The organism is Arthrobacter sp. NPDC056691, from assembly GCF_042791415.1.
Taxonomy (GTDB): Bacteria; Actinomycetota; Actinomycetes; order Actinomycetales; family Micrococcaceae; genus Arthrobacter.
Map to the genome: position 1 here is coordinate 36,252 of NZ_JBHTXX010000010.1, position 22,998 is coordinate 59,249.

The following is a 22,998-nucleotide window of genomic DNA, read 5'->3' on the forward strand; positions in this document are numbered from 1 at the left end:
ATCGGGACTAGGCTAGAGGGAGCTTTTTAACGCCTATCCGGCCTGTTCCCCAAAGGAGTTCACAACCTGTGGCACCGAGTTCTGATTACACCGCCCGCCACCTTTCGGTGCTGGAGGGGCTGGAGGCCGTGCGGAAGCGCCCCGGCATGTACATCGGATCCACGGACTCCCGCGGCCTCATGCACTGTCTCTGGGAAATCATCGACAACTCCGTCGATGAGGCGCTGGCCGGCTTTGGCCACGACATCAAGATCATCCTGCACGCGGACAACTCCGTAGAGATCCACGACGACGGCCGCGGCATTCCCGTCGACGTCGAACCTAAGACGGGCCTCACCGGCGTCGAGGTTGTCTTCACCAAGCTGCACGCGGGCGGCAAGTTCGGCGGCGGCTCCTACACCGCCTCCGGTGGGCTCCACGGCGTCGGCGCCTCCGTCGTCAACGCCCTCTCCGCGCGTCTCGACGCCGAGGTGGACCGGGGCGGCAAGACGTACAGGATGTCGTTCCGCCGGGGCGAGCCTGGCCGCTTCAACGACAACGGCCGGCCCAGCCCTGCCGCCACCTTCGCGCCGTTCGTCGAAGACTCTGTCCTCGACATCGTCGGGAAGGCCAAACGCGGCGTCACCGGAACACGCATCCGCTACTGGGCAGACACCCAAATCTTTACGACGGACGCCCGGTTCTCCTACGAGGAACTCACCGCACGGGCCCGTCAGACCTCCTTTCTGGTCCCCGGCCTGAAGATCACGGTGCGCGATGAGCGCAAGCTTCCCGGCACGCCCGGTGAGCTCGGGGCCCACGAGGAAGTGTTCCACCACGACGGCGGCATCTCCGAGTTCGTCGAATTCCTCGCCGCAGACTCCGGGGTCACTGACGTCTGGCGCCTGCACGGCGCCGGTAAGTTCAAGGAAACCGTGCCTGTGCTGGATGAGAAAGGCCACAGCAAGATCGCGGAAGTGGAACGAGACTGCGAAGTGGACGTCGCACTGCGTTGGGGAATCGGCTACGACACCTCTGTCCGCAGCTTTGTGAACATCATCTCCACGCCGAAGGGCGGCACCCACCAGGCCGGCTTCGAGCAGGCCCTGGTCAAGACGTTCCGGAAGACCGTGGAAGCCAACGCGCGGAAACTCAAGGCCGGTAACGACAAGATCGAGAAAGACGACATCTTCGCCGGACTCACCGCGGTCCTGACCGTACGGCTCGCCGAGCCGCAGTTCGAGGGCCAGACGAAGGAAATCCTTGGCACCTCCGCGGTCAAAGCCATCGTGGCGCGGGTTGTGGAGAAGGAGATCGCAGCCAAGCTCAGCTCCTCCAACCGCAACGACAAGGCCCAGTCGGCGCTGCTGCTGGAAAAAATCGTCAGCGAGATGAAGTCGCGCATCTCGGCGCGAGTCCATAAGGAGACGCAGCGCCGCAAGACTGCGCTCGAGACGTCGTCGATGCCCACCAAGCTGGCCGACTGCCGCACCGACGACGTCGCCCGTTCCGAATTGTTCATCGTGGAGGGTGACTCGGCCCTCGGCACGGCCAAGCTGGCGCGCTCCTCCGACTTCCAGGCACTGTTGCCGATCCGCGGAAAGATCCTGAACGTCCAAAAGGCATCCGTGGGCGACATGCTCTCGAACGCCGAGTGCGCGGCCCTCATCCAGGTGGTGGGAGCCGGATCCGGACGGAGCTTCGCGATCGAAGCGGCCCGGTACGGGAAGGTCATCCTGATGACCGACGCCGACGTCGACGGCGCCCACATCCGTACGCTGCTGCTCACCCTGTTCTTCCGCTACATGCGGCCGATGGTGGAGGCGGGCCGCGTCTTTGCTGCTGTGCCGCCGCTGCACCGGGTGGAAGTCATCAACCCCGGCCAAAAAGCCAACGAGATGATCTACACCTATTCCGAGGCGGAGCTGCACGGCCTGCTGGCGAAGCTTGCCGCCGAAGGCAGGAAATACAAGGAACCCATCCAGCGCTACAAGGGACTGGGTGAGATGGACGCCGAGCAGCTGGCCGAGACCACCATGGACCCCCGTCACCGCATGCTCCGCAAGGTCAACATCGAGAACGCGCAGCAGGCGGAAGCAACGTTCGACCTGCTGATGGGATCGGACGTCGCGCCGCGCAAGGACTTCATTATCGCCGGTGCCTCCAGCCTGGACCGCGAACGCATCGACGCCTAGGCAGGCTCAGCCAACAGACGGCCTTAGCCCAGCAGGCCCGGAACGATCAGCAGGGCGGTGGGCATCGCGAGCAGCAGCGTGCACACGGCGAGGACGGCTGCGCGGAGTCCGCCGGCGAGTGGGGGCTTGGGTGAGAGAAGGCGGCTGACGCGTGACGCCGTCGTACTTGCCGGGCCGGCGCCGCCGGCACCATCGGGCAGCTGCAGGCCTGCTCCCGCAAGGCCTGCCGGTTCGACGACGGCGGCCCCCTGGGGCGCCGCCGAGCCGCTTGCGACGATGGCTATGGCCTTGATCAGGGTTGCCTTGCTCTCTGTCTTGAGGGCAACGTCGTCTGCCAGCATTTCAATCAGCGAGTTCACGGATTCCTGGGCAAGGCGCGTGGTGGGCAGCCACGGCAGTGCCTGGCGCCAGGCGGCGAAGGCCCACAGCAGCAGGTGGTGGCGCTGGGTCAGGTGCGCGTTTTCGTGAATCAGGACGGCACGCAGCTCCGCTGGTTCCAAGGCGGCCATGAGGCCGTCGGAGAGGACCGTGACGGAGCGGGCGCCGCCGGGCAGGCAGTACGCCACGGGCGAATCGTGGCTGATGACCACCGTGCCGGGGCCGTCGTCGGACGGCGAGGCCAGAAGGGCCAGCAGTTCCCGGTGGCGCCTGCGCTGGCGCTCAATCTTGTAGTAGGTCAGCAGCAGCGTGAAGACGAGGTGCGCGGTCAGCAGTGCCGCCGCGGAGAGCGCGAAGAGATGCCAGAAACCCAGCGCGGTGGTGGGTGCTGCAAAAAGCACCATGCCTGCCAGCGCACGGAGGCCCGCAATCAGGTTGTCGCCGACGGGTTCGAGGCCGTAGACCAGCATGGCGCCGATCATGGAGAGGCCACCGGCGAGGGCGATGGCCTGCCACAGCACCATGGCCGTAAAAGGGTCGCGCGCCGGCCAGTGGGCGCGCGAAAGCAGGATAGGTACCGGCCAGGCCAGTACTATCGCCAGGACCGCCAGGAAATATGAGGTCCAGAACATTAGGTGCTAGCTGTGGCCAAGCAGTTTGCGCAGCGTCTCGGCTTCACTTTCGGTCACCGAACCGATGAAGCGGGCCAGCACGGCCTCGCGGTCCGGAGCGGATCCCAGCACTTCGTGCATGAGTTCGGCGGTGTGGTCTTCGCGGCTGGATACAGCCTGGTAGCGGTGCGGCCGGGTGCCGCGTTCGCGTTCCACGAGGCCCTTCTTTTCGAGGCGCGAAAGGACCGTCAACACGGTGGTTACCGCCAGGTCCTTGCCCTCGTGCCCCGCTGCTCCGCCATGCGCTGCCGTGCTCTGCGCAAGCAGGTCCCGCAGCGTGTTGGCCGTCGCTGCTTCGTGGCCCGCCCAGAGCAGGTCCATGACTGCGCGTTCCAGTTCCCCAAGACTTGCCATCTGTACATCCTTTTGACAACGCACTGCCAAGGGCCGGTTGCCCGGCCCGTGCCGTGATTCCAATACTGCAACTTCAAATCTATCGTGTTTGGCCGCTTGTTTCTACATGAGGTAGAACGTTCGGCGCGTCGCGGGTGATTGCGTTCCTCCGATGTGCATGCAACCGTGTTTACAGTGTTCGACCCGTGTTCTACACTCTGTAGAAGTTGAAGTTCTACGTTGCGTAGAAAACAACGCTGGAGAGCTAGACCCAACCGTAAGTAGGGACCGCCTTGGACGCCTTGGAAATCGCACGCTGGCAATTCGGAATCACCACCGTCTACCACTTCATGATGGTGCCGCTGACAATCGGCCTCGGCCTGGTGGTCGCGGTGATGCAGACCGTCTGGTACGGCACCGCGAATCCGGCCTATCTGCGGATGACCAAGTTCTGGGGAAAGCTCTTCCTCATCAACTTCATCATGGGTGTGGCCACGGGCATCGTCCAGGAGTTCCAGTTCGGCATGGCCTGGAGCGAATACAGCCGCTTCGTGGGTGACGTCTTCGGCGCCCCGCTGGCCCTCGAGGCGCTCCTGGCGTTCTTCGTCGAGTCCACCTTCCTGGGCCTGTGGATCTTCGGCTGGAAGCAGCTGAAGAAAGGCGTGCACCTCGCCTCCCTCTGGATTGCCGTCGTCGGCTCGTTCTTTTCCGCGTACTTCATCATTGTGGCCAACAGCTGGATGCAGCACCCCGTCGGCGTCACGATGGTTGACGGCCGTCCGGTCATGACCGACGCCTGGGCCGTCTTCACCAACAACACCGCCCTCGTGGCCGTGCCCCACACGCTCTTCGGTGCCCTCGCCGTGGCCGGCGGGTTCCTGCTGGGCATCGCCTGGTACCACCTCTGGCGCAGGCGCCGCGACGGCATCGACACCATCGGCGCGGACGGCAAGGTGGTTGCCGGGGAGGCCGGGATCCCTGGCCGCGACCGCACCGACTACTCAGTCTGGATCAAATCGCTGCGGATCGGTGCCGTCGTCGCCATGATCTCCTTTGCCGGAACCGCCATCACCGGTGACCTGCAGGGCAAGCTGATGTTTGAACAGCAGCCCATGAAGATGGCCGCCGCCGAGGCCGCGTGCCACGACGGCACCGGCTTCTCGGTCCTGAGCGTCGGCAACCTCGGCTCCAAGAACTGCGATGACATCAAGGCCGTGATCGAGGTCCCCGGCATTCTGTCCTTCCTCGCCAAGGGCGACTTCACCACGGAGGTCAAGGGCGTCAATAGCCTCCTGGACCAGTACAAGGCGGACTACGGCACGCACGTGCCGGACAACCCCATTTACGGCGACCGGGCCGGCCAGGAAGTCCAGTACGTTCCGGTCATGGAGGTCACCTATTGGGGCTTCAGGGCCATGATCGGATTTGGCGGCCTCGCCGCCCTCGCCGCCCTGGTGGCCCTCTGGCTGACCCGCAAGGGGACCGTGCCCGAGTCGCGCTGGCTGATGCGGCTGGCCGTGTTCGGCATCCTGGCCCCCTTTGGTGCCAACGCCGCGGGCTGGATCTTCACGGAAATGGGCCGGCAACCGTTCGTCGTGGCCCCCAACCCCGACCTCAACGGCATCGACCAGGTCTTCATGTTCACCGCTGCGGCCGTTTCGCCGGGCGTGTCCGCCGGTGAGATCCTGACGTCGCTCGTGGTCCTCACCCTGATCTACGCGGTGCTCCTGGTGGTGGAAGTGAAGCTGCTCGTGAAGTACGTGCGTGGCGGCGTCGTCTCGGCCATGCCTGAACTGGTCCACGCGCCGGTCGACGAGAACGAGGACGCTACACCCGGCGGCGGGCCGGACAAGCCCGGAACCCCCGACGACGTCCTGGCCTTCGCCTACTAAGACCCGAGCCTATTAAGACCGAGGATACAAAGCATGGAACTGCTGCCAACCATCTGGTTCATTGCCATCGCCGTCCTGTGGACCGGCTACCTCTTCCTGGAGGGATTCGACCTGGGCGTCGGGATGCTGATGAAGATCTTTGCCCGCAACAACACTGAACGCCGCGTGCTCCTCAACACCATCGGGCCGGTCTGGGACGGCAACGAAGTCTGGCTCCTGACCGCCGGCGGCGCCACCTTCGCGGCCTTCCCGTTCTGGTACGCCTCCCTGTTCTCCGCCCTGTACCTGCCGCTGCTGCTGGTCCTGGTCGCGCTGATCTTCCGTGCGGTCGCGTTCGAATACCGCGGCAAGGTGGACACCGACCGCTGGCGCAACACCTGGGACTGGGCGATCGCCGCCGGCTCCTTCCTCGCCGCCTTCGGCGTGGGCGCCGCACTGGGGCTGACCACCACCGGCCTGCCGCTGGACGCCAACGGCGACCGCGACGGCGGGCCGTTCGCCTGGTTCAGCTGGTACGCCGTGCTGGGCGGACTGGCGGTGGCCGGCTTCGCCCTGTTGCACGCCCTGGCATTCCTGGCACTGAAGACCGACGGCGACGTCCGGCACCGTGCGCGGCAGTGGTTCGTCCGGCTGCTTCCCGTCCTGCTCCTCCCGATGGCCGGCTGGGCCATCGGCGTGCAGGTCCTCAGCGGGAAAGCCTGGACACTGGTTGTCCTCGCGGTGGCCGTGGTTGCCGCCGCGGTAGCCTGGGCCCAGGCCCGGAAGGGCAACGAAGGCAGGGCCTTCCTGGCAACCGGCGTGTTCCTGCTGGGCGGCTCCGCCTCCATCTTCGGGGCAGTGTTCCCGGTGGTCCTGCCCTCCACCATCGACCCCGCCTTCAACCTCACCATCGCCAACGCTTCATCGTCCGACTACACCCTTGGCCTGATGAGCATCGTGGCGTGCGTCGGATTGCCGCTGGTGATCGCCTACCAGGCCTGGACGTACTGGGTGTTCCGCCGCCGGGTCAGCGCCGCGCACATCCCCGAGGCACACAGTTTCCTGCCCGCTGTCGCGGCGAAAGCCCTCCTCAGGAAAGACTGATCCGCCTTGAAGCCCCAGTTCCCGTCCGGACCTTCCACCCGCCGCGCCCTTTACGAACTTGGCCTGCTGGCCGCGCTGAAGGCCCTGTCCCTGGTGCTCATGGGACAGGCCGTCGCCTCCGCCCTGGCCGGCCTCATGACGCAGGACGCCGCGTGGGCTGACCAGCTGGCCTGGGGCGCAGCCGGCGTGGTGCTGCGGTCCGTCACGGTCTGGGCGCAGGGCGTCGCCGCGAGGCGCGCCGCCCTGGGCGTCAAGGAGGAGCTGCGCGCGCAGCTCCTGGAGACGGCGCTTCGGAACGGCGTCCGGGCAACAGGCCCTTCCGACGGCGGCCTGGCGGTGCTCGCGACGCGCGGCCTGGATGCCCTGGACAGCTACTACACCCAGTACCTGCCCGCGCTGGTGAACTGTGCGGCCATACCGCTGCTGCTCGGCGCCCGGATCCTTTTCGCCGACTGGGTCAGTGCGGTGGTGATCGTCCTGACGGTGCCCCTGGTCCCCGTGTTCATGGTGCTGATCGGCCGCTACACCGAGGACAGGGTGCGGGACGCCCAGGCCGCCCTCTCCCGGCTGTCCGGGCACATGCTGGAACTCGCCAAGGGACTGCCGGTGCTGGTGGGACTCGGCCGGGCCGCCGCCCAGCGCCGCGCACTGGAGGACATCTCCGAGGACTACCGGTCCCGGACCATGGGGACCCTGCGGACGGCGTTCCTCTCCGCCCTCGCACTGGAACTGATCGCCACTATCTCCGTTGCCGTGGTGGCGGTGTTCATCGGTGTCCGGCTGGTCCACGGCGACATGGCGCTGGAGGCAGGGCTGCTGGCGCTCATCCTCGCCCCCGACTGCTACCTTCCGCTTCGCGAGCTGGGAACCGCCCACCACGCGAGCGACGACGGCCGGGCCGCCCTTGCCGAAACGACGGCGGTGCTGGAGGCCCCGGAGCCGCAGCGGCTCGTGCCCGGTCCGGCCCGTGCGTACAAGCCAGCGGGCGTATCTGTCCGGGATCTCACGGTCAGGTATCCGGGAAGGCAGGGTCCCGCCGTCGGGCCCGTCAGCTTTGCGGCGCCGGCCGGACTGGTCACCGCGCTGGACGGTCCCAGCGGGGCAGGCAAGAGCACCGTGCTGGGCGTTCTCGCGGGCACGGTCGGCAGTGGCGCCGGTACCGCAGTGTCCGGAACCATTGACGGGTTCGCGGCGAACGGTGTGGCCTGGGTGCCGCAGCATCCCGTGATGGTGGCGGACACCGTGCGCGGGGAGGTCCTGCTGTACCTGACAGCCGGCACTGATGCAGCCGATGCAGCCGCCGGCGATGAAGCACATGCCGGGGGAGTGCTGCGCTGCCTGGCGGCCGTCGGTGCTGACCATCTGGCGGACAAGCATCCGGCCGAACTGAGCCCGGGCGAGCTGCGCCGCGTCGCCGTGGCCCGCGGCCTGGCCCGCATCGAAGCCGGCGCCACGGTATTGCTCCTGGACGAGCCGACCGCCCACCTGGACAGGGACTCGGCCAACCGGGTTCACGAGGCCATCCGTGCGCTGCGCGGCCGCGCCACCGTCATCCTGGTGGCCCACGACCGCCAGACGAGGGAACTCGCCGACAGGATCGTGCGGGTTGCCGGGCGTGGAACCGGGTCCACCACTGAAACGTCCGCCACTCGAACGTCGGCCACTGCCCATGCTTCGGCCGCGGACACCGTTCCCAGTGCGTTGGCCAGCGGCGGAGGCGATACCGATGCGGTGGCCGGCACCGTGCTGTCCGGCGCCCCGGGCGGCGTCCCCGGCGGCGAGGCACAGGCCAGCTCCGGCCACACCGCCGGGATGCTCGCGCGGCTCCTCGCGCCCGTGCGCGGGCGGTTCGCCGCGTCCGGGCTAGTCGGCGCCCTGGCCGCCCTCTTCGCCGTCGCGCTTTCCGGGTTGTCCGGCTGGCTCATCCTGCGCGCCAGCGAACAGCCGCCCATCATGTACCTCCTGACCGCAATCGTGGGTGTCCGGTTCTTCGGCATCGGCCGCGCCGTTCTGCGCTACTGCGAGCGGCTTCTCCTGCACGAAGCCGTGTTCGCCTCCCTCACGAAGCTCCGCGGCGGCCTCTGGGCCTCCCTGAGCCAGCGGGCGCTGTCCCTGCGCCGGCTCCTGCAGGGCGGCAACGTGCTGGGCGCTGTCATCGAGGACGTCGACACCGTCCGGGACCTGCTCCCGAGGGTTGTCCTGCCGCCGGTGACCGCAGTAGCGGTGGCGGCGGCGGCAGCGGGTACGGTGGGCTGGCTGCTTCCGGCTGCCCTGCCGGCCATGCTCGCTGCCGCCCTGGTGAGCCTGGTGGCCGCGCCGGCCGCGTCGCTGCTCGCCGACCGGATGTCGGCCAAGGCCGAGCAACGGCTGCGCTCCGGGGTCCTCCGGCGCATCGCCGCCGCTTTGGACGCCAGGGCGGAACTGCACGCGAACGGCGCGAAGGAGCCGGTACTGGACGGAATCCGGGCACTGGACCGGGACGCCACCGCCGCGGCCCGTCGTTCGGCCTGGGCAGAAGGGCTCGGCCAGGCGCTCACCGCGGCCGCGTGCGGGGCGGGCGCCCTCTACAGCGCCGTGCTGGCGGCTCCGCTGGTTCAGGCGGGGTCCCTTCCGGCCACGACTGTGGGCGTCGTGGTCCTTCTGCAGTTGGCGCTCGCCGAACCCTTTGGGGCCATGACGACGGCGGTCCGGCAGTTTCCGGCGCTGCGCGCGGTCCTGCGCCGCGTCGGTGCGTCGGGTGTCCTGCAGCCGGGCGAACCCAGCGCCGGCACGGACGCCAGGCAGCCTTCCCGCCCGGATTCCCGGGAGCTCGGGCAGCCGGGCGTTGAACTGGACAGGTTGCAGGCCGCGTGGCCAGGGGGCGGAGTCGTCTTCAGCGGTCTCTCCGCCGTGGCTGAGCCCGGCCGCTGGCTGGCGGTGACCGGCCCGTCGGGTGCCGGCAAGTCGACGCTGCTGGCAGTGATGTTGGGCTTTCTGCCCGCCCGGGCGGGCCGCATCGCCGTAACAGGCTCCGCGGCGTGGTGTCCGCAGGAGGCGCACCTATTCGACTCCACCGTCCGCGGGAACCTGCTGCTTGGCAGTCCGCGGCAGGAGCCCGGAGCGGGGTCTTCAGCGGAGGCCGATCAGGCGATGCGGGAAGCTCTGGAGGCGGTCGGCCTGGCGCCGCTGCTGGCCCGGCTGGAAGACGGCCTGGATACCCGCATTGGCCCGGGTGGAGCTTTCCTCAGCGGCGGTGAGCGGCAGCGCCTGGCCGTCGCGCGCACCCTCATGACGCAGGCCGACGTGATCCTTCTGGACGAGCCGACGGCGCACCTCGACGCCGAATCCGGCCGTGCGCTGATCGCCGACCTGCGTGCCGGACTCGCATCGCGCACCGTGGTGCTGGTGACCCACAACCCTGCCGACATCAGCCCCGACGATGCACTCCTGGACCTGCGGCCCGAAAACAGTCTCGCCGCATCTGTGGTGATGGCGTCCGGCCAGCCCGCCTAACCTGCGGCCCGGGCGCAGCCCGGCATGATGGCGCGGCCCATTCCCGGCGGCTAGCCTGTTTCCCATGACGCACAACGACGCCCCCGGCCTGCCAGCAGCCGGCTTCGGGGAACTGCCCGCCGTCGACTTTCCCGAACTGCGCTGGCGCAGCGCCGGCGCCGGGGATCTTGATGCGTGGGCGGCGCTGATTGCCCGGACCGCCGCCGCCGAGCAGCCGGTGTGGTTCGAACGGCGGGCCGACCTGGAACAGATCGTGGAGTCCAGGAACAACCCGGTGGGGCCAAATACGGTCCTTGGCCTGGACGCCGACGGCGTTCCCCGGGCCTACGCCCGGCTGACCAAAAACAAGGACGGGGCAAAGGCACACGGATTCTGCGCCGTGGACCCGCACTGGCAGCGCCGCGGCGCCGGCTCAGCCCTCCTGTCCTGGCTGGAAGCGCGGACCCGGCAGCGGTTCGCGGAGGATGCCGGAGCGCGGCAGAACAACGCGGGCCGGGGCAGCACAGGGCCGGTGCCGCGGCTGCGCATTTTCATCGAACAGAAGCAGCAGCATCAGTGCGCGCTCCTGCAGGAGTCCGGGTACGGGGTGGTCCGCTATTACAACGAGATGCACCGTCCGCTCTCTGCTCCGCTGCCCGAAGCACCCCTCGACCACGGCCTGGAACTGGTGCCGATGGACCCCGGGCTGAGCGAAGCCGTGCGTCTGGCGCACAACCAGGTCTTCGCCGACCACTGGGGCAGCGAACCACGGGATGAGGAGGCCTGGGGCTTCGTGATCAACGACCCCCTGGCCCGGCCGGATCTCAGCGCCGTCGTGCTGGCGGGCAGCACCGGTGAGGTGGTCGGTTACCAGCTTGCCAGCCACGACCCCGACACGGCGGTGACCCGCGGGTTCACGGAGGGCTACACGGACCTGCTCGGCGTCCGCCGGGAATACCGCGGGCGCGGGATCGCGCAGGCGCTGCTGGCCGATGCCATGCGGCGTTTCGCCGCCGCAGGCATGGACAAGGCGTCGCTGGATGTGGACTCCGAGAACCCCACCGGTGCCATGGCGCTGTACCGCAAGATGGGCTACGTCCCGGTCAACACCAGCCTGGCCTGGGACAAGGTCCTGTAGTCCAACACGCCGCAGTTGAACACGCCGCCGGTCAGCCGTCCACGTCCGCGAGGTGGTGGACGACGTCGTGCAGGAAATACTGCGCGAGCGTCAGGACGGTGAACTCCGAGCCGTTGCTGCGCAGCCCGGTCCGGCCCCACTGCGACTCCTGGACCCTGGCGAAGGAGGCGGCCACCTGCTCGCCCTCCGCGGTGAGCTCGGCGCTCACCACGGCAGGGTCGGCGTTCGCGTAGTCGCTCTCCACCGCCGTCTTGTCCTGGTCCCAGTTCTCAAACCGGGCGTTGTCCTCGGTGAGCATCAGGTTGAGGCGGCGGTCGAAAAGACTGAACACATCCCTGACATGGCAGGAGTACTCCAGCGCCGACCACGTGCTGTTGTCCGGCCGCTCGGTGGCGTCCGGCCGTCGGAGCACGGCCCGCCAGCGGGGCAGCATGTTCTCGACGCTGCCGGGAACCGTTGACGGCGTGACGGTGGACGCGTCGAAGCCGCACTGGGTGCAGGGGCGGGACAGGACCCAGGTCCAGTCCTTTTCATCCGGGACGATAGGCATGGCAGTAGTCTAGGCCGATTCCGGCCAGGCCATGCTGGGGCCGATGACGTCCACAGCCTGCGACAGCGGAATGCCCGAACCGTCGCGCCGGCCGTGCTCCTGGGGCAGCGAGCGGGCCACTCCTGCCGACGACGACGCCTTCGCCGGTCCGTGGCCCGCCCACGCCAGGAGCAGCGTGTCCTCGCCCTTCAGGAACCGGTGCGCCCGGACCCCGGCGGTGGCCCGCCCCTTGGCCGGGTATTCGGCGAAGGCCGTCACCTTGGCGGCCCCGGGGGCCGTGCCCGGCAGGGCACCTTCCGTGCCGGAAATGGTCACGACGACGGCGGCCTCATCGCCGGGGGCGACGGCACCGAAGAACACCACCTGGTCGCCGGCGGCCAGTTTGATGCCCGCCATGCCACCGGCCGTCCGGCCCTGCGGGCGGACACCGACGGCGCTGAACCGCAGCAGCTGTGCCTGCCGCGTCAGGAACACGAGGTCGGCGTCGTCGGACCCGGCAGGCGCCACACCCACCACGGTGTCCTTGTCCTTCAGCGCGATGACTTCCCAGTCCTCGCGGTTGAGGGGGTAGTCCGGCTGCACGCGTTTCACCACGCCCTGTGCCGTGCCGAGCGCCAGCACCTCATCGAGCGGCGCGAACGCCACAAGGGACTCACCCTTCAGGAGGGTGATGAAATCCTTGGCCGGAACGCCGCCGGCCAGGTTCGGCAGGCCGGAGACCGGCGGGAGGACGGGCATGTCCATCACCTGGATCCGCAGCATGCGCCCCTGCGAAGTGATTGCGGCGATCTCGCCCCGGGCAGACGTCTTGATCACCGAGCGGAACACGTCGTGCTTGGAGCGCGGGCCGGCCTCGGCCAGGCTGTCCTGGTTGGCGGTCCGGGCAATCTGGCCGGAGGCTGTGAGGATCGCCCAGCACGGGTCGTCGGCAATCTCGAGGGCCAGGGGAGCGGGCTTTCCCCTGACGCCTGCCTTGCCCTCGACGCCGGCGGCGCTGGCCACCGTGGGGGCCACGGCCTCGGACTCGAGCAGCACGGTCCGCCGCGGCGTGCCGTACTTCTCCGCGATCTCGCCGAGTTCGCCGGAGACGAGTTCGCGCAGCAGCTGATCGGATTCGAGGATGGCCTCCAGTTCGGCGATCTCCTTGCGAAGCTCGTCCTGTTCCTTCTCCAGCTCGATCCTGCTGTATTTGGTCAGCTGGCGGAGCCGGAGCTCAAGGATGTAGTTGGCCTGGATCTCGGAGAGATCGTAGATGGACATCAGCCGTTCGCGCGCCGCGGAGACCTCGTCCGAGGACCGGATGATCTGGATGACCTCGTCGATGTCCACGATGGCGATGAGCAGGCCCTCCACGAGGTGGAGGCGGTCCTTCTTCTTGCCGAGCCGGAACGCCGTCCGGCGCCGCACCACCAGGATGCGGTGGTCCACGTACACGGTGAGCAGCTGCAGCAGGCCCAGCGTCTGCGGCTGACCCTCCACAAGGGTGACGTTGTTGATGCCGAAGGAATCCTCCATCGGCGAGTAGCGGTAGAGCTGCTGGAGGACGGCGTTCGGGTTGAAACCGTTCTTTAGCTCGATGACCAGCCGCAGGCCGTGCTTGCGGTCGGTCAGGTCCACGACGTCGCTGATGCCTGCCAGTTTCTTGCTGTTGACCGCGTCCTTGATCTTCTCGATCACCTTCTCCGGGCCCACCATGTACGGCAGTTCGGTGACCACGAGGCCGGTCCGGCGGGCCGAGAGCTGCTCCACCTCCACCTTGGCGCGGGTCTTGAAGGAACCGCGGCCCGTGGCGTAGGCGTCCCGGATGCCGTCCAGGCCCACGATGCGGCCGCCGGTCGGCAGGTCGGGGCCGGGGACGAACCGCATGATGTCTTCCAGCGTGGCGTCCGGGTTGGCGATGAGGTGCCGGGCCGCGGAGATGACCTCCACGAGGTTGTGGGGGGCCATGTTCGTAGCCATGCCGACGGCGATGCCGGTGGTGCCGTTGACCAGCAGGTTGGGGAACGCTGCGGGCAGGACCTCGGGCTGGGTGAGCTGGTTGTCGTAGTTGGGGACGAAGTCCACCACGTTTTCGTCGAGGTGGTCCGTCATGGTGAGCGCTGCCGCCGCCAGGCGGGCCTCCGTGTACCGCGGTGCCGCGGGGCCGTCGTCGAGCGAGCCGAAGTTTCCATGGCCGTCGATCAGGGGGAGCCGGAGCGAGAAGTCCTGGGCCATGCGCACCATGGCGTCGTAGATAGCGGTGTCGCCGTGCGGGTGGAGCTTGCCCATGACCTCACCCACCACGCGGGCGCTTTTGACGTGGCCCCGGTCCGGACGGAGTCCCATGTCGCTCATCATGTAGAGGATGCGCCGCTGGACGGGCTTCAGGCCGTCGCGGGCGTCGGGCAGGGCCCGGGAGTAGATGACCGAGTACGCGTACTCCAGGAAGGAGCCTTCCATCTCGGAAGTCACGTCGATGTCAACGATGTTTTCGGTGTAGTCCTGGACTGTTTCCCCTGCGGGGGTGCGTGTTTGGCGGCGTGCCATGGGGCTGGTGGATCCTTTTTGGGGTGCACTTCGGGAGGTTTGGCTAGGCTAAGCCTATGGTGGATCAGCCCGGGGACGGCGAATATCCGGAATATTGGGAGGCCGATGTCGTTTTGAGGGACGGCGGCACAGCGCATTTGCGGCCCATCCATCCCACCGACGCGGACGCCGTGCAGACCTTCCACACGCGGCAGTCGCAGAACTCCATCTACATGCGGTTCTTCGCCTTCAAGGAGCGGCTCTCCAGCCGCGAGCTCAAGCGTTTTACCGAGGTGGACTACCGGGACCGGGTGGCCTTCGTGATCACCATCGGCGGGGACATCATCGGCATCGGCCGGTACGACCGGCTGGATGACCCCGCGGAGGCCGAAGTGGCCTTCAACATCGCCGACGCGCACCAGGGCCGCGGCATCGGCTCGATCCTGCTGGAGCACCTCGCGGCGGCGGCCCGCGAAAACGGGATCCGCAGGTTCAGCGCCGAGGTGCTGCCCGAGAACCGCAAGATGCTCATGGTCTTCTCCGACGCCGGCTACGACGTCAAACGCCATTTCGACGACGGCGTGGTGAGCCTGGAGTTCAACATCGACCCCACGGACAAGTCACGCGCGGTGATGGAAGCCCGGGAGCACCGCGCGGAGGCGAGGAGTGTGCAGGACCTGCTGGCGCCGTCGTCGGTAGCGGTGATCGGCGCAAGCCGGCGGTGGGGGACCGTGGGGTACCAGCTCCTGGAACACATCATCGAAGGCGGCTTTACCGGTCCTGTCTACGCCATCAACCCCGAAGCCTTTGAACTGGCCGGCATGCAGTCCTTCGGCAGGCTCTCCGAGGTGCCCGGGCCCGTGCAGCTGGCGATTGTCGCGGTGCCCTACGAGGAAGTCCCGAAGGTGGTTGATGAGTGCGCGGCTGCCGGCGTGAAGGGCGTCCTGGTGGCTTCGGCCGGATTCACCGAGGACGGGGAGCGGGGCCTCGCCCGGCAGCGCGAGCTGGTGCGGCAGGCACGCGCCAACGGGATGCGGGTCATCGGACCCGCTTCGCTGGGCATCGTGAACACCAACTCCGCGGTTTCATTGAACGCCTCCATGGCGCCCAGCCTGGCGCGGGGCGGCGGACTCGGGCTGTTCAGCCAGTCCGCGGCGATCGGTGTGGCGCTGTACGCGGCGTCCAGCCGGCGCCGTGCCGGCATCTCCACGTTCCTGTCGGCCGGAAACCGGGCCGATGTGTCCGGCAACGACATGATGCAGTTCTGGGAGGACGACGCCGACACCACCGCCGTGGGCCTCTACCTGGAGTCGATCGGCAACCCCCGCAAATTCTCCCGCATCGCCCGCCGGCTCGCCCGGACGAAGCCGGTGATTGTGGCCAAGTCCACTTCCATGGGGCTGCAGCTGCCGCCCGGCCATGCCGTGCGCACCACCCAGGCTCCCGCCGATGCGCTGGATTCGATGATGCGCCAGGCCGGCGTGATCCGGGTGGAAACCATCGAACAGCTCATGGACGTGGCGCAGATCGTGTCCGCCCAGCCGCTCCCGAAGGGGGCCGGGGTGGCGGTCTTCAGCAACTCCGGGGCGCTGGGGAAAGTGGTGGCGGACAGCGCCGTCTCCCAAGGGCTGGGCGTTGAGGAGCTCGTGACGGAGCTGGACCTGGACGCCGGCATGTCCCGTGCCCTGCCGGCACTGCGGGACAGGCTCCGGGAAGTCCTGGCCAGGGAGGCAGTCCACGCGGCGGTGGTTGCCTTCCTTCCCGCCCGCGGGTTGACCGTTGAGCACATTGCCGGGGCGCTCGCAGAATCCTCCGCCGAGGCCGGCAAGCCCGTGGTGGCTGCGTTCACCGGCATCCTCGATCCGTCGGTGTACGTGGAAGGCATGGTGGGAGGAGGCCCCGGCGCGGCACCGGTGCCGTGCTATTCGAACCCCGGGGCGGCAGTGGCCGCCCTGTCCGCGGTGGTGCGGTACGCCGAATGGGCGGAACGGGACCAGGGCCTCTTCGTGGATCCTAACGGGTGCGATCCCGACGCGGCGCACGCAGACCTCGAGAACCTGCTGGCCGACGTCCGCGGCGAGCAGCTCAAGCAACTCGGCCCCGGCGACGCCGCCCGCCTGCTGGCGCATTACGGAATCAGGGTCATGCCGTCGGAAGGCTTCGACACGGAGGACGAAGCCGTGGAGGCGGCCGGCCGGCTGGGCTGGCCGGTGGCGCTGAAGACCACCGATCCGACGCTGCGCCACCGGCTGGACCTGGGCGGCGTGCGGCTGGATATCCAGGACGCGGATTCACTGCGGCTGAACATCCTCCAGATGCGCCGGGCGCTGGAGCCCTACGGCCCGGCGTCGTTGGAGGTCCAGACCATGGCCCCGGTGGGCCAGGCGTGCACGCTGCGCGCCATCGAGGACCCCCTGCTGGGGCCCGTGGTGTCCTTCGGACTGGCCGGCGACGCCGTCAACCTGCTGGACGACTGGGCCCACCGGGCACCGCCGCTCTCGGGCGCCGACCTTCGTGACCTTGTCCGCAGCCCGCGCGCCTCCCGGAAGCTGTTCGGCTACCAGGGCCTGCCCGCCGTCGATGTTTCCGCCCTGGAGGATGTGGCCGCGCGGCTGGCGCGGCTCAAGGACGCGCATCCGGAGATAGCACTCGTGGAGTTCAACCCGGTCCTGGCCACGCCGCAGGGGGCATTCATCCTGGCCGCCGACGTGCGGATCGGGAACGCGGCGCAGCGTACCGACAGCGCGCGGCGGGCCATGCGGAGCTAGTCGCTGGTGCAGCCGCAGGGCAGGCGAAGCTGCCCTATTGGTTAGCGTGTGCCACACCGATCTGTGAAAATGGGGAAATGAGCTCCCAGCCTCCCACCTCGAAGCCTCAAGCGCCCGACCACAGCCCGCAGGCTTTCCACCACAGCTCGCACAACCACAGCGTGCAGGGCCAGAGCCTCGAAGGCGCCCTGCAGCAGGCCGGCTTCTACCCCCTACTGGTGGCCGACGTGGTGGATGACGCCCTGGACGGCCGGGACTGCCTCGCACACCTGGTCCACCTCGAGACGCACTTCGACCGTGCCGAGGTCCGCCGGCACATCACTGTCCTGGTCCTCACCGAGGACATGCTGGTGATCACGCACGTGGACGACCAGCAGCTCGACGAGGCGGGCGAACAGATCGTGGCGCAGATTTCCACCGAATCCGTGCCGGTGGCGCAGATCCGCTCGGTGGTCCTGAGCTACATGTACGCCCAGCCGCAGAATTACAAGCCTTCGGACCCGGTCCGTGAGGTCACTCTCTCCATTGCCTGGTCCGGCGGCCAACGCCTGGACATGGGACCGGCGAGCTGCGGCGACCCGCAGTGTGAGGCCGACCACGGCTACAGCGGCACCATCGCCCAGGAGGACATCGTCCTGCGCATCAGCGCCGAGGCGGACGGCCTGCAGGCGGTCCAGGACGCCAAGCTTTTTGCGCGAGCACTGCGCGCGGTGAACACCGGATCCCCCACCCCGGTGCGGCATGCGCCCTCCGCCACCCACCCGCGTCCCCGCATGGGCGTTTTTGCCAACCGGCTCAGCCGCGGGCACAAGCGCTGAGATGCAGGAACAGCACAACCATTCTTCAGACGCCGTACCACGGGCCACGGGATCCGGCACTGCCGTAAGCGGCCTGCCGGCCGCCCCGGCCTACGGCCGCCGCTCCGTGGCCGAGGTGCTGGGCAGCGCGGCTGCCAGCGTGGGCGTACCAGGCTTCGAGAACGCGCTGGGCCTGCCGCAGGCCAAACGGGTGTGCGTGGTCGTGGCCGACGGGCTGGGACGCAGCCTGCTCAAGCAGAAGACGGCGCACACTCCGTTCCTTCGCGGCGTCCTGCAGCATGGCCAGGGGACCGTGCCCGTCTGGCTGGATGCCGCCTTCCCGTCAACCACCGCAGCCTCCCTCGCCAGCCTGGGCACGGGACTCGCTCCCGGCCAGCACGGGCTGGTGGGATATGACGTCCTTGATCCGGATCAGGACAAAGTGGTCAACATGCTGGGAAACTGGGATGCCGCCGTGGACCCACGGCAATGGCAGCCGTTCCCCACCGTCTTCGAACGTGCCTCCGAGCACGTGGCGGTCACCACCGTCAGCCTGCCGCAGTTCGGCGGCTCACCCATGACCGCGGCGGCGCTGCGCGGCGGCACGTTCGTCTCCGGCATTACTTCCCACGCCCGCACCGCGGCGGCAGCCGAGGCCATGGCTGACGCGGACACCGCCCTCATGTATTTCTACGTGAACGACCTTGACAAGGCCGGCCACCGGTACGGCGCCCAGTCGCCGCAGTGGGAGCACCAGCTCGAGGAGCTGGATGCCACGGTCAAGCGCCTTGATGCATCCCTCCCGGCCGGAACCACAGTGCTGGTGACGGCCGACCACGGGATGCTGGACGTGCCGGAGTCACAGCGCCTGGATTACGCCGCCGACCCCTCCCTGGTGGACGGTGTCCGGCACACTGCCGGGGAACCGCGCATGGTGCACCTGTACTTGGAGGACGGCGCCGGCGACGCCGCACGGGAGCGTCTGCTGGCGGCATGGCGCACCCGCTTCGGGGAGCGGATCTGGGCCTTCACCCGGGAGGAAGCCGTGGCGGCCGGGCTCTTTGGAACGGTACGGCCCGAGGTTACGGGACGGCTGGGCGATGTGATGGTGGCGGCCCGGGACACGCTGGCACTCTACGACACGCGCCGGGTGCGTCCGACGGCCATGGAGGTCGTGGGCCAGCATGGCTCCCTGACCAAGGCCGAGCGCGAAGTCCCGCTGCTCAGTTTCCAGGCTTCCGGCAGGACAGCGTCCGGTAAGGCAGGCGGCCGCCGGGGAACCCGTGGCTGAGCTCGTCTTTTTCTCGGGAACCATGGACTGCGGGAAGTCCACCCTCGCGCTGCAGATGGACTACAACCACCGAGCCCGGGGCCGCGGCGGAGTGCGGTTCAGCCGAAACGACCGCGCCGGCGACTCCCGGATCTCCAGCCGTTTGGGGCTGCAGGCCGAGGCCGTGGAAGTCGTCGACACCACGGACTTCTGGGACGAAGTGGTGCTCCGTCGCACCCAGGGGATCCGCGTGGACTACCTCATCTGCGACGAGGCACAGTTCTATTCAGCCGCCCAGGTGGAGCAATTGGCGCGCGTGGTGGACGAGATCGAGGTGGACGTCTTTGCCTTCGGCATCACCGCGGACTTCCGCACCCGCCTGTTCCCTGGTTCGCAGCGCCTTATTGAACTCGCGGACCGGGTGCAGGTCCTGCAGGTTGAAGCGCTGTGCTGGTGCGGCCGGCGCGCCACCCACAACGCCAGGACGGTCGACGGCGTGATGGTCACCGAAGGCGCCCAGGTGGTGGTCGGCGATGTGGACATGGCCGTTGATCCTGCCGCCGCCGGTCCCAGCAGTGATGCAGGCCATGTCCCCGTGGTGGGTTACGAAACGCTGTGCCGGAGGCACTTCATGCGCCGGGTCACCGCCCACGGCGCCAGCATCATTGCCCAGCAGGACCAGCTGCTCCCGTTCGAGGTGGACGCCTGCCTGTGGCGCGGTGCCGGTGATAGAGCCAGCAGCCTGTTCTCAGTCGCCGCGGGTGCCGAAGACGATTTCGTCCCAGCTGGGAACACTTGAGCGCTTCGGCCGGGACGGCTGGCGTTCCGGTTCGTCCCGGTCCTGATCGGTGCGGGACGTTCCCTGGCCAGGCTGTGGCCGGGTTCCATCGAGGCGGCTTCCGTCCAAACGGCGGCGGGAGTTGCCGCGGCCCAGGAGTTCGTCCAGTCCAGGGTTGGCAGGCGCCGGACGGCCGGTAACCGGGCCGGGGGACTGCGCCGCCGGTGAGTTGGGCTCCTCGGGCTTGGCCGGACCGGGGTTGCTGGACGCGGCGGTGCGACCGGGGACTATGGTGATTTCGCGTGTGTGGGTGCTGACGCCGTCGTGAAGTTTCAGCGACTCGTCGTCGGTTTCCTCGTGCCGGGGAACCAGGTTGAGGCGGGAGACCATCGAAGGCCGGCCGTCACGGCGCCGTGCCAGCGTGAACTCCGCCGCCGGAGCCCCGGCGCCCTCGTCGTCGTTGTTCTCCTCAGGTTCCGATTCCGGATCCTGTTCCGCACCGTCCTGTGCTGAATCATTTGGATGCGCTGAATCATGTGGATGCGCTGAATCATCCTGATGCCCGGAATTCTCCGGCTGCCAGGAACCATCGGCCGACGATTCCGTCTCCGTGTCTGCAGGTGCTTCCTCTGCCCGCGGGTGGGCGGCCGGGACACCGTTTGCGAGCAGCAGCGCCAGGGCGTCGTCGCTGTCCTCATCGACGCCAATCCGCTGGCCGCGCCGCGAACGCAGCATGTCCAGCAGGCCGTCCGGGTCCTTCTGCTGCTCTGCGCTGTTGCCTGTGCCGGCGCCCATGCCGGTGCGGGCTGCGGCGTCCGCGTCGGTTTCGAAGTCGAAAGGCCTGTCGGACACCGCGGAGAGCCGCCGGGCCGGCACAGGTCCGTCCAGGGGCTCCAGTTCGCTGAGCTGCTGGGCCCAGCGGTTCGCGTTCTGCAGAGACTTGCGGGTCGGGTTGAAGGTCCACATCGCGGGAGGTTCTTCGCCGATGCTCGCGTGGCCGCCGGGGGCGGCTTCAAACGTGGCCACCACGGTCCAGGTGCCGTCCGGACGGCGCCATGAATCCCACTCCAGCGTTGAGGACTGGATGCCGTGCGCGGCGAGCCGGTGGGCCACCATGTCGCCGAGTGTAGCGGGGTTGTCGCCGAAGGCGGACCGGTATACGTCGTGTCCCGGGGCGGGGGAGGCGACTTCCACCTTCTGGGCCTGCTGGGCAATGTACGCGCGTTCGGCCAGGACCGGTCCTTCGTACCGCTCGACCTTTTCCTGCGGCATGCCAGAGGCGGCGGCAACCTCGGCAGCCGTGGAGCCGCTGCGGATTTTCGCCTGGATGTCGCGGGGAGACATGGCAATGGGGGCGCCTGTGGACGGGCGCGCGGAGGGCCGGCTGGCAGCCAGCCTGAGCGCCTCATTGATCGGCAGCCGGAACATTGTGCCGGCGGTACCGCTTAACAGGAGATGCTCCCCGTCGTCGTGGACGCCTACAAGCCGTAGATCCTGCATACAATCCTCCACCCTGGCATTACTATCATTCGAAACTCTGCCACCCCGCGCTGTCTTTTCCCGTTAGGGCAGAGGGCGCGCCGCGAAATTCCGGGAGTTTCGGGCGGCTGCTGGAGGCCAGGGGGAGGCGGTGATTCCGGCTATGGCTTTTACGCGCAGCGTGGAGAACAATGCGCGTGCCGGGCACAAACCAGGACCGTCCGGCGTTGTCCCGAATGAATCATTTGAGCGATTCGACGGAGTGTGAGCAGCAGGCCATGGCGACGGATTATGATGCGCCGCGGAAGTCCGAAGAGGACCTCAATGAGGACTCGATTGAGGAGCTGAAGACCCGCCGTGCCGAGAAACCCACGGCAGTGGTGGAGGAGGACGAGTCCGACCTCGCCGAAGGCTATGAGCTGCCCGGAGCCGACCTGTCCGGCGAGGAGCTGCTGGTCCGGGTTCTGCCGGCCCAGGCCGACGAGTTCACCTGCGCCTCGTGCTTCCTGGTCCGGCACCGCTCCCAGATCGCCCGGGAAAAGAACGGGCTCCTGTACTGCCGCGACTGTGAAGGCTAGGCGCGACTGTGAAGGCTAGGCGCTACTTGCCGGTCAGCGCAGCGACGAGTTCCTCGGGACGGCGGGTGGAGGTCAGCCAGTAAGGCGTGGGGTCCGACGGGTCGGCGATCTCGATCCTGACCACCGGATCAATCCATCCCCGGATGCAGAGGTAAGCCAGTCCGTTCAGGCGTGTACCGCGCTCCGCCGTCGCTTCTTTGCCGCGGTATGCCGCAGCCCCGCCCACCAGGCTGCGTTCGATGCTGGCTCGTCCGACCTGCAGGGTGCGCGCAGTCACGGATATTGATGGCGTGGAGAGGACCAGCAGCACGGCTTCGATGGCAAACAGCACAACGGCTGCCGTGAAGCCGGCCGGAAGGCTGATGGGCGCGAAAACCAGGATGCCTGCTGACGCGATGCCCAATGCCACGATCCAGATCCACGCGCCGGGCCACAGCTTTTCCGAGAAAATTACGGTTTCGTCCGGTGACGACGGGTTGCGGGCAGGGACGGCACTTGATTCGGGCATGCCCCCAAGCTTAGTGGCCGGCAGGAGGGCGTACTGCAATAGGAGGAGTTAGAGCGCGGGCGATAGAGTGTGGGACTGTGACTGACGAATCAACGGCCATGACATCCCTTGCACAGCAGACCCCCGTGACCGCCGCTGCGCAGCCGCCCAGGGCGGAGTTCGGAGCACCCACGGTGCAGGTGCAGCTGAAAATGCTCGACGACGGCCTGGAAGCGCCGTCCTACGCCCACCCCGGGGACGCCGGGGCGGACCTGCGCGCCCGCGTTGACGTGGTCCTCGAACCGGGGGAGCGGCGGCTCGTTCCCACCGGCGTCGCCATCGCGCTGCCGGACGGCTTTGTGGCCCTCATCCACCCCCGCTCGGGCCTCGCCACCAAGCACGGGCTCACCGTCGTGAACGCACCCGGAACCGTCGACGCCGGGTACCGCGGGGAGATCGCGGTGACGCTGCTCAACACCGACCGCGAGCAGGCCATTGAGCTGCGGCGCGGCGATAGAATTGCACAGATGGTGATCCAGCGCGTGGAGCACGCGCAGTTCGTCGCCGTGGGGGAGCTGAACGACTCTGTCCGCGGTGCCGGCGGCTTCGGCTCCACGGGCGGGTTTGCCGTTCCGGGCACGTAGCG

At 68.2% G+C, this 22,998-nt stretch carries 17 protein-coding genes; 11 read left to right on the forward strand and 6 right to left on the reverse strand.

The genetic code is table 11. The features are described from left to right. Positions 1-68: 68 nt before the first annotated feature. Positions 69-2,174 (forward strand): type IIA DNA topoisomerase subunit B, encoded by a 2,106-nt coding sequence (locus ACFRAU_RS10460; RefSeq protein ID WP_377993970.1) that lies wholly within the window; start codon positions 69-71, stop codon positions 2,172-2,174. Positions 2,175-2,197: 23 nt separating this feature from the next. On the opposite strand, the gene ACFRAU_RS10465 is transcribed toward ACFRAU_RS10460, so the two are convergent. Next, positions 2,198-3,184 (reverse strand): M56 family metallopeptidase, encoded by a 987-nt coding sequence (locus ACFRAU_RS10465; protein ID WP_377993971.1) that lies wholly within the window; start codon positions 3,182-3,184, stop codon positions 2,198-2,200. A 6-nt stretch (positions 3,185-3,190) separates the two neighbouring features. Further along, positions 3,191-3,577 (reverse strand): BlaI/MecI/CopY family transcriptional regulator, encoded by a 387-nt coding sequence (locus tag ACFRAU_RS10470; protein WP_190603345.1) that lies wholly within the window; start codon positions 3,575-3,577, stop codon positions 3,191-3,193. A gap of 272 nt (positions 3,578-3,849) precedes the next feature. Between ACFRAU_RS10470 and ACFRAU_RS10475 the strand changes: the two genes are divergently transcribed. From ACFRAU_RS10475 to ACFRAU_RS10490, 4 genes are all read left to right on the forward strand, one after another. Next, complete coding sequence (locus tag ACFRAU_RS10475; protein WP_377999849.1) at positions 3,850-5,448, forward strand: cytochrome ubiquinol oxidase subunit I; 1,599 nt, start codon at positions 3,850-3,852, stop codon at positions 5,446-5,448. A gap of 33 nt (positions 5,449-5,481) precedes the next feature. Next, positions 5,482-6,531, forward strand: a complete 1,050-nt coding sequence (gene cydB, locus ACFRAU_RS10480; protein ID WP_377999850.1) for a cytochrome d ubiquinol oxidase subunit II — start codon at positions 5,482-5,484, stop codon at positions 6,529-6,531. Positions 6,532-6,537: 6 nt separating this feature from the next. Further along, positions 6,538-10,023 (forward strand): thiol reductant ABC exporter subunit CydD, encoded by a 3,486-nt coding sequence (gene cydD, locus ACFRAU_RS10485; RefSeq protein ID WP_377999851.1) that lies wholly within the window; start codon positions 6,538-6,540, stop codon positions 10,021-10,023. A 64-nt stretch (positions 10,024-10,087) separates the two neighbouring features. Then, the gene (locus ACFRAU_RS10490) at positions 10,088-11,140 is read left to right on the forward strand and encodes a GNAT family N-acetyltransferase (protein ID WP_377999852.1); all 1,053 of its coding nucleotides are present in this window, start codon (positions 10,088-10,090) and stop codon (positions 11,138-11,140) included. 31 nt (positions 11,141-11,171) lie between these two features. On the opposite strand, the gene ACFRAU_RS10495 is transcribed toward ACFRAU_RS10490, so the two are convergent. Continuing rightward, a complete protein-coding gene (locus ACFRAU_RS10495) occupies positions 11,172-11,690 on the reverse strand; it encodes a DinB family protein (protein WP_377999853.1) in 519 nt (172 codons plus the stop codon). 9 nt (positions 11,691-11,699) lie between these two features. After that, on the reverse strand, positions 11,700-14,216 hold the full coding sequence (locus tag ACFRAU_RS10500; RefSeq protein WP_377999854.1) for a DNA topoisomerase (ATP-hydrolyzing) subunit A: 2,517 nt from the start codon (positions 14,214-14,216) through the stop codon (positions 11,700-11,702). 56 nt (positions 14,217-14,272) lie between these two features. Between ACFRAU_RS10500 and ACFRAU_RS10505 the strand changes: the two genes are divergently transcribed. The 4 genes from ACFRAU_RS10505 to ACFRAU_RS10520 all read left to right on the forward strand — a co-directional run bounded on the left by ACFRAU_RS10505 (position 14,273) and on the right by ACFRAU_RS10520 (position 19,829). Next, the gene (locus ACFRAU_RS10505) at positions 14,273-16,963 is read left to right on the forward strand and encodes a GNAT family N-acetyltransferase (protein WP_377999855.1); all 2,691 of its coding nucleotides are present in this window, start codon (positions 14,273-14,275) and stop codon (positions 16,961-16,963) included. Between the two features lie 77 nt (positions 16,964-17,040). Further along, positions 17,041-17,781: a DUF5998 family protein gene (locus tag ACFRAU_RS10510; protein WP_377993979.1), complete on the forward strand. Its 741-nt coding sequence runs from the start codon at positions 17,041-17,043 to the stop codon at positions 17,779-17,781. A 1-nt stretch (position 17,782) separates the two neighbouring features. Then, the gene (locus tag ACFRAU_RS10515; protein ID WP_377999856.1) at positions 17,783-19,051 is read left to right on the forward strand and encodes an alkaline phosphatase family protein; all 1,269 of its coding nucleotides are present in this window, start codon (positions 17,783-17,785) and stop codon (positions 19,049-19,051) included. Next, a complete protein-coding gene (locus tag ACFRAU_RS10520) occupies positions 19,044-19,829 on the forward strand; it encodes a thymidine kinase (RefSeq protein ID WP_377999857.1) in 786 nt (261 codons plus the stop codon). The genes ACFRAU_RS10515 and ACFRAU_RS10520 overlap by 8 nt, the downstream gene beginning before the upstream one ends. Here ACFRAU_RS10520 and sepH read toward each other — a convergent pair. Continuing rightward, a complete protein-coding gene (gene sepH, locus ACFRAU_RS10525) occupies positions 19,779-21,308 on the reverse strand; it encodes a septation protein SepH (protein WP_377999858.1) in 1,530 nt (509 codons plus the stop codon). The genes ACFRAU_RS10520 and sepH overlap by 51 nt on opposite strands. Before the next feature lie 257 nt (positions 21,309-21,565). On the opposite strand from sepH, the gene ACFRAU_RS10530 reads away from it, so the two are divergent. Continuing rightward, entirely contained in the window at positions 21,566-21,865 is a 300-nt protein-coding gene (locus ACFRAU_RS10530; protein ID WP_306922384.1) for a DUF4193 domain-containing protein, read from the forward strand. Between the two features lie 22 nt (positions 21,866-21,887). Here the strand turns inward: ACFRAU_RS10530 and ACFRAU_RS10535 are convergent, their stop codons facing one another. After that, entirely contained in the window at positions 21,888-22,373 is a 486-nt protein-coding gene (locus tag ACFRAU_RS10535) for a DUF3093 domain-containing protein (protein ID WP_377993983.1), read from the reverse strand. Positions 22,374-22,450: 77 nt separating this feature from the next. On the opposite strand from ACFRAU_RS10535, the gene dut reads away from it, so the two are divergent. Then, complete coding sequence (gene dut, locus ACFRAU_RS10540) at positions 22,451-22,996, forward strand: dUTP diphosphatase (protein ID WP_377993984.1); 546 nt, start codon at positions 22,451-22,453, stop codon at positions 22,994-22,996. The last annotated feature ends 2 nt before the right edge of the window (positions 22,997-22,998 follow it).

What these genes read in the sequence shown, in the direction of transcription:
- ACFRAU_RS10510 (WP_377993979.1), top strand. Translation starts at nt 17,041, where the DNA reads ATGAGCTCCCAGCCTCCCACCTCGAAGCCTCAAGCGCCCGACCACAGC.
- sepH (WP_377999858.1), bottom strand. Translation starts at nt 21,308, where the DNA reads ATGCAGGATCTACGGCTTGTAGGCGTCCACGACGACGGGGAGCATCTC.
- ACFRAU_RS10535 (WP_377993983.1), bottom strand. Translation starts at nt 22,373, where the DNA reads ATGCCCGAATCAAGTGCCGTCCCTGCCCGCAACCCGTCGTCACCGGAC.
- ACFRAU_RS10495 (WP_377999853.1), bottom strand. Translation starts at nt 11,690, where the DNA reads ATGCCTATCGTCCCGGATGAAAAGGACTGGACCTGGGTCCTGTCCCGC.
- ACFRAU_RS10530 (WP_306922384.1), top strand. Translation starts at nt 21,566, where the DNA reads ATGGCGACGGATTATGATGCGCCGCGGAAGTCCGAAGAGGACCTCAAT.
- ACFRAU_RS10515 (WP_377999856.1), top strand. Translation starts at nt 17,783, where the DNA reads ATGCAGGAACAGCACAACCATTCTTCAGACGCCGTACCACGGGCCACG.
- ACFRAU_RS10470 (WP_190603345.1), bottom strand. Translation starts at nt 3,577, where the DNA reads ATGGCAAGTCTTGGGGAACTGGAACGCGCAGTCATGGACCTGCTCTGG.
- cydB (WP_377999850.1), top strand. Translation starts at nt 5,482, where the DNA reads ATGGAACTGCTGCCAACCATCTGGTTCATTGCCATCGCCGTCCTGTGG.
- ACFRAU_RS10500 (WP_377999854.1), bottom strand. Translation starts at nt 14,216, where the DNA reads ATGGCACGCCGCCAAACACGCACCCCCGCAGGGGAAACAGTCCAGGAC.
- ACFRAU_RS10490 (WP_377999852.1), top strand. Translation starts at nt 10,088, where the DNA reads ATGACGCACAACGACGCCCCCGGCCTGCCAGCAGCCGGCTTCGGGGAA.
- ACFRAU_RS10505 (WP_377999855.1), top strand. Translation starts at nt 14,273, where the DNA reads ATGGTGGATCAGCCCGGGGACGGCGAATATCCGGAATATTGGGAGGCC.
- ACFRAU_RS10465 (WP_377993971.1), bottom strand. Translation starts at nt 3,184, where the DNA reads ATGTTCTGGACCTCATATTTCCTGGCGGTCCTGGCGATAGTACTGGCC.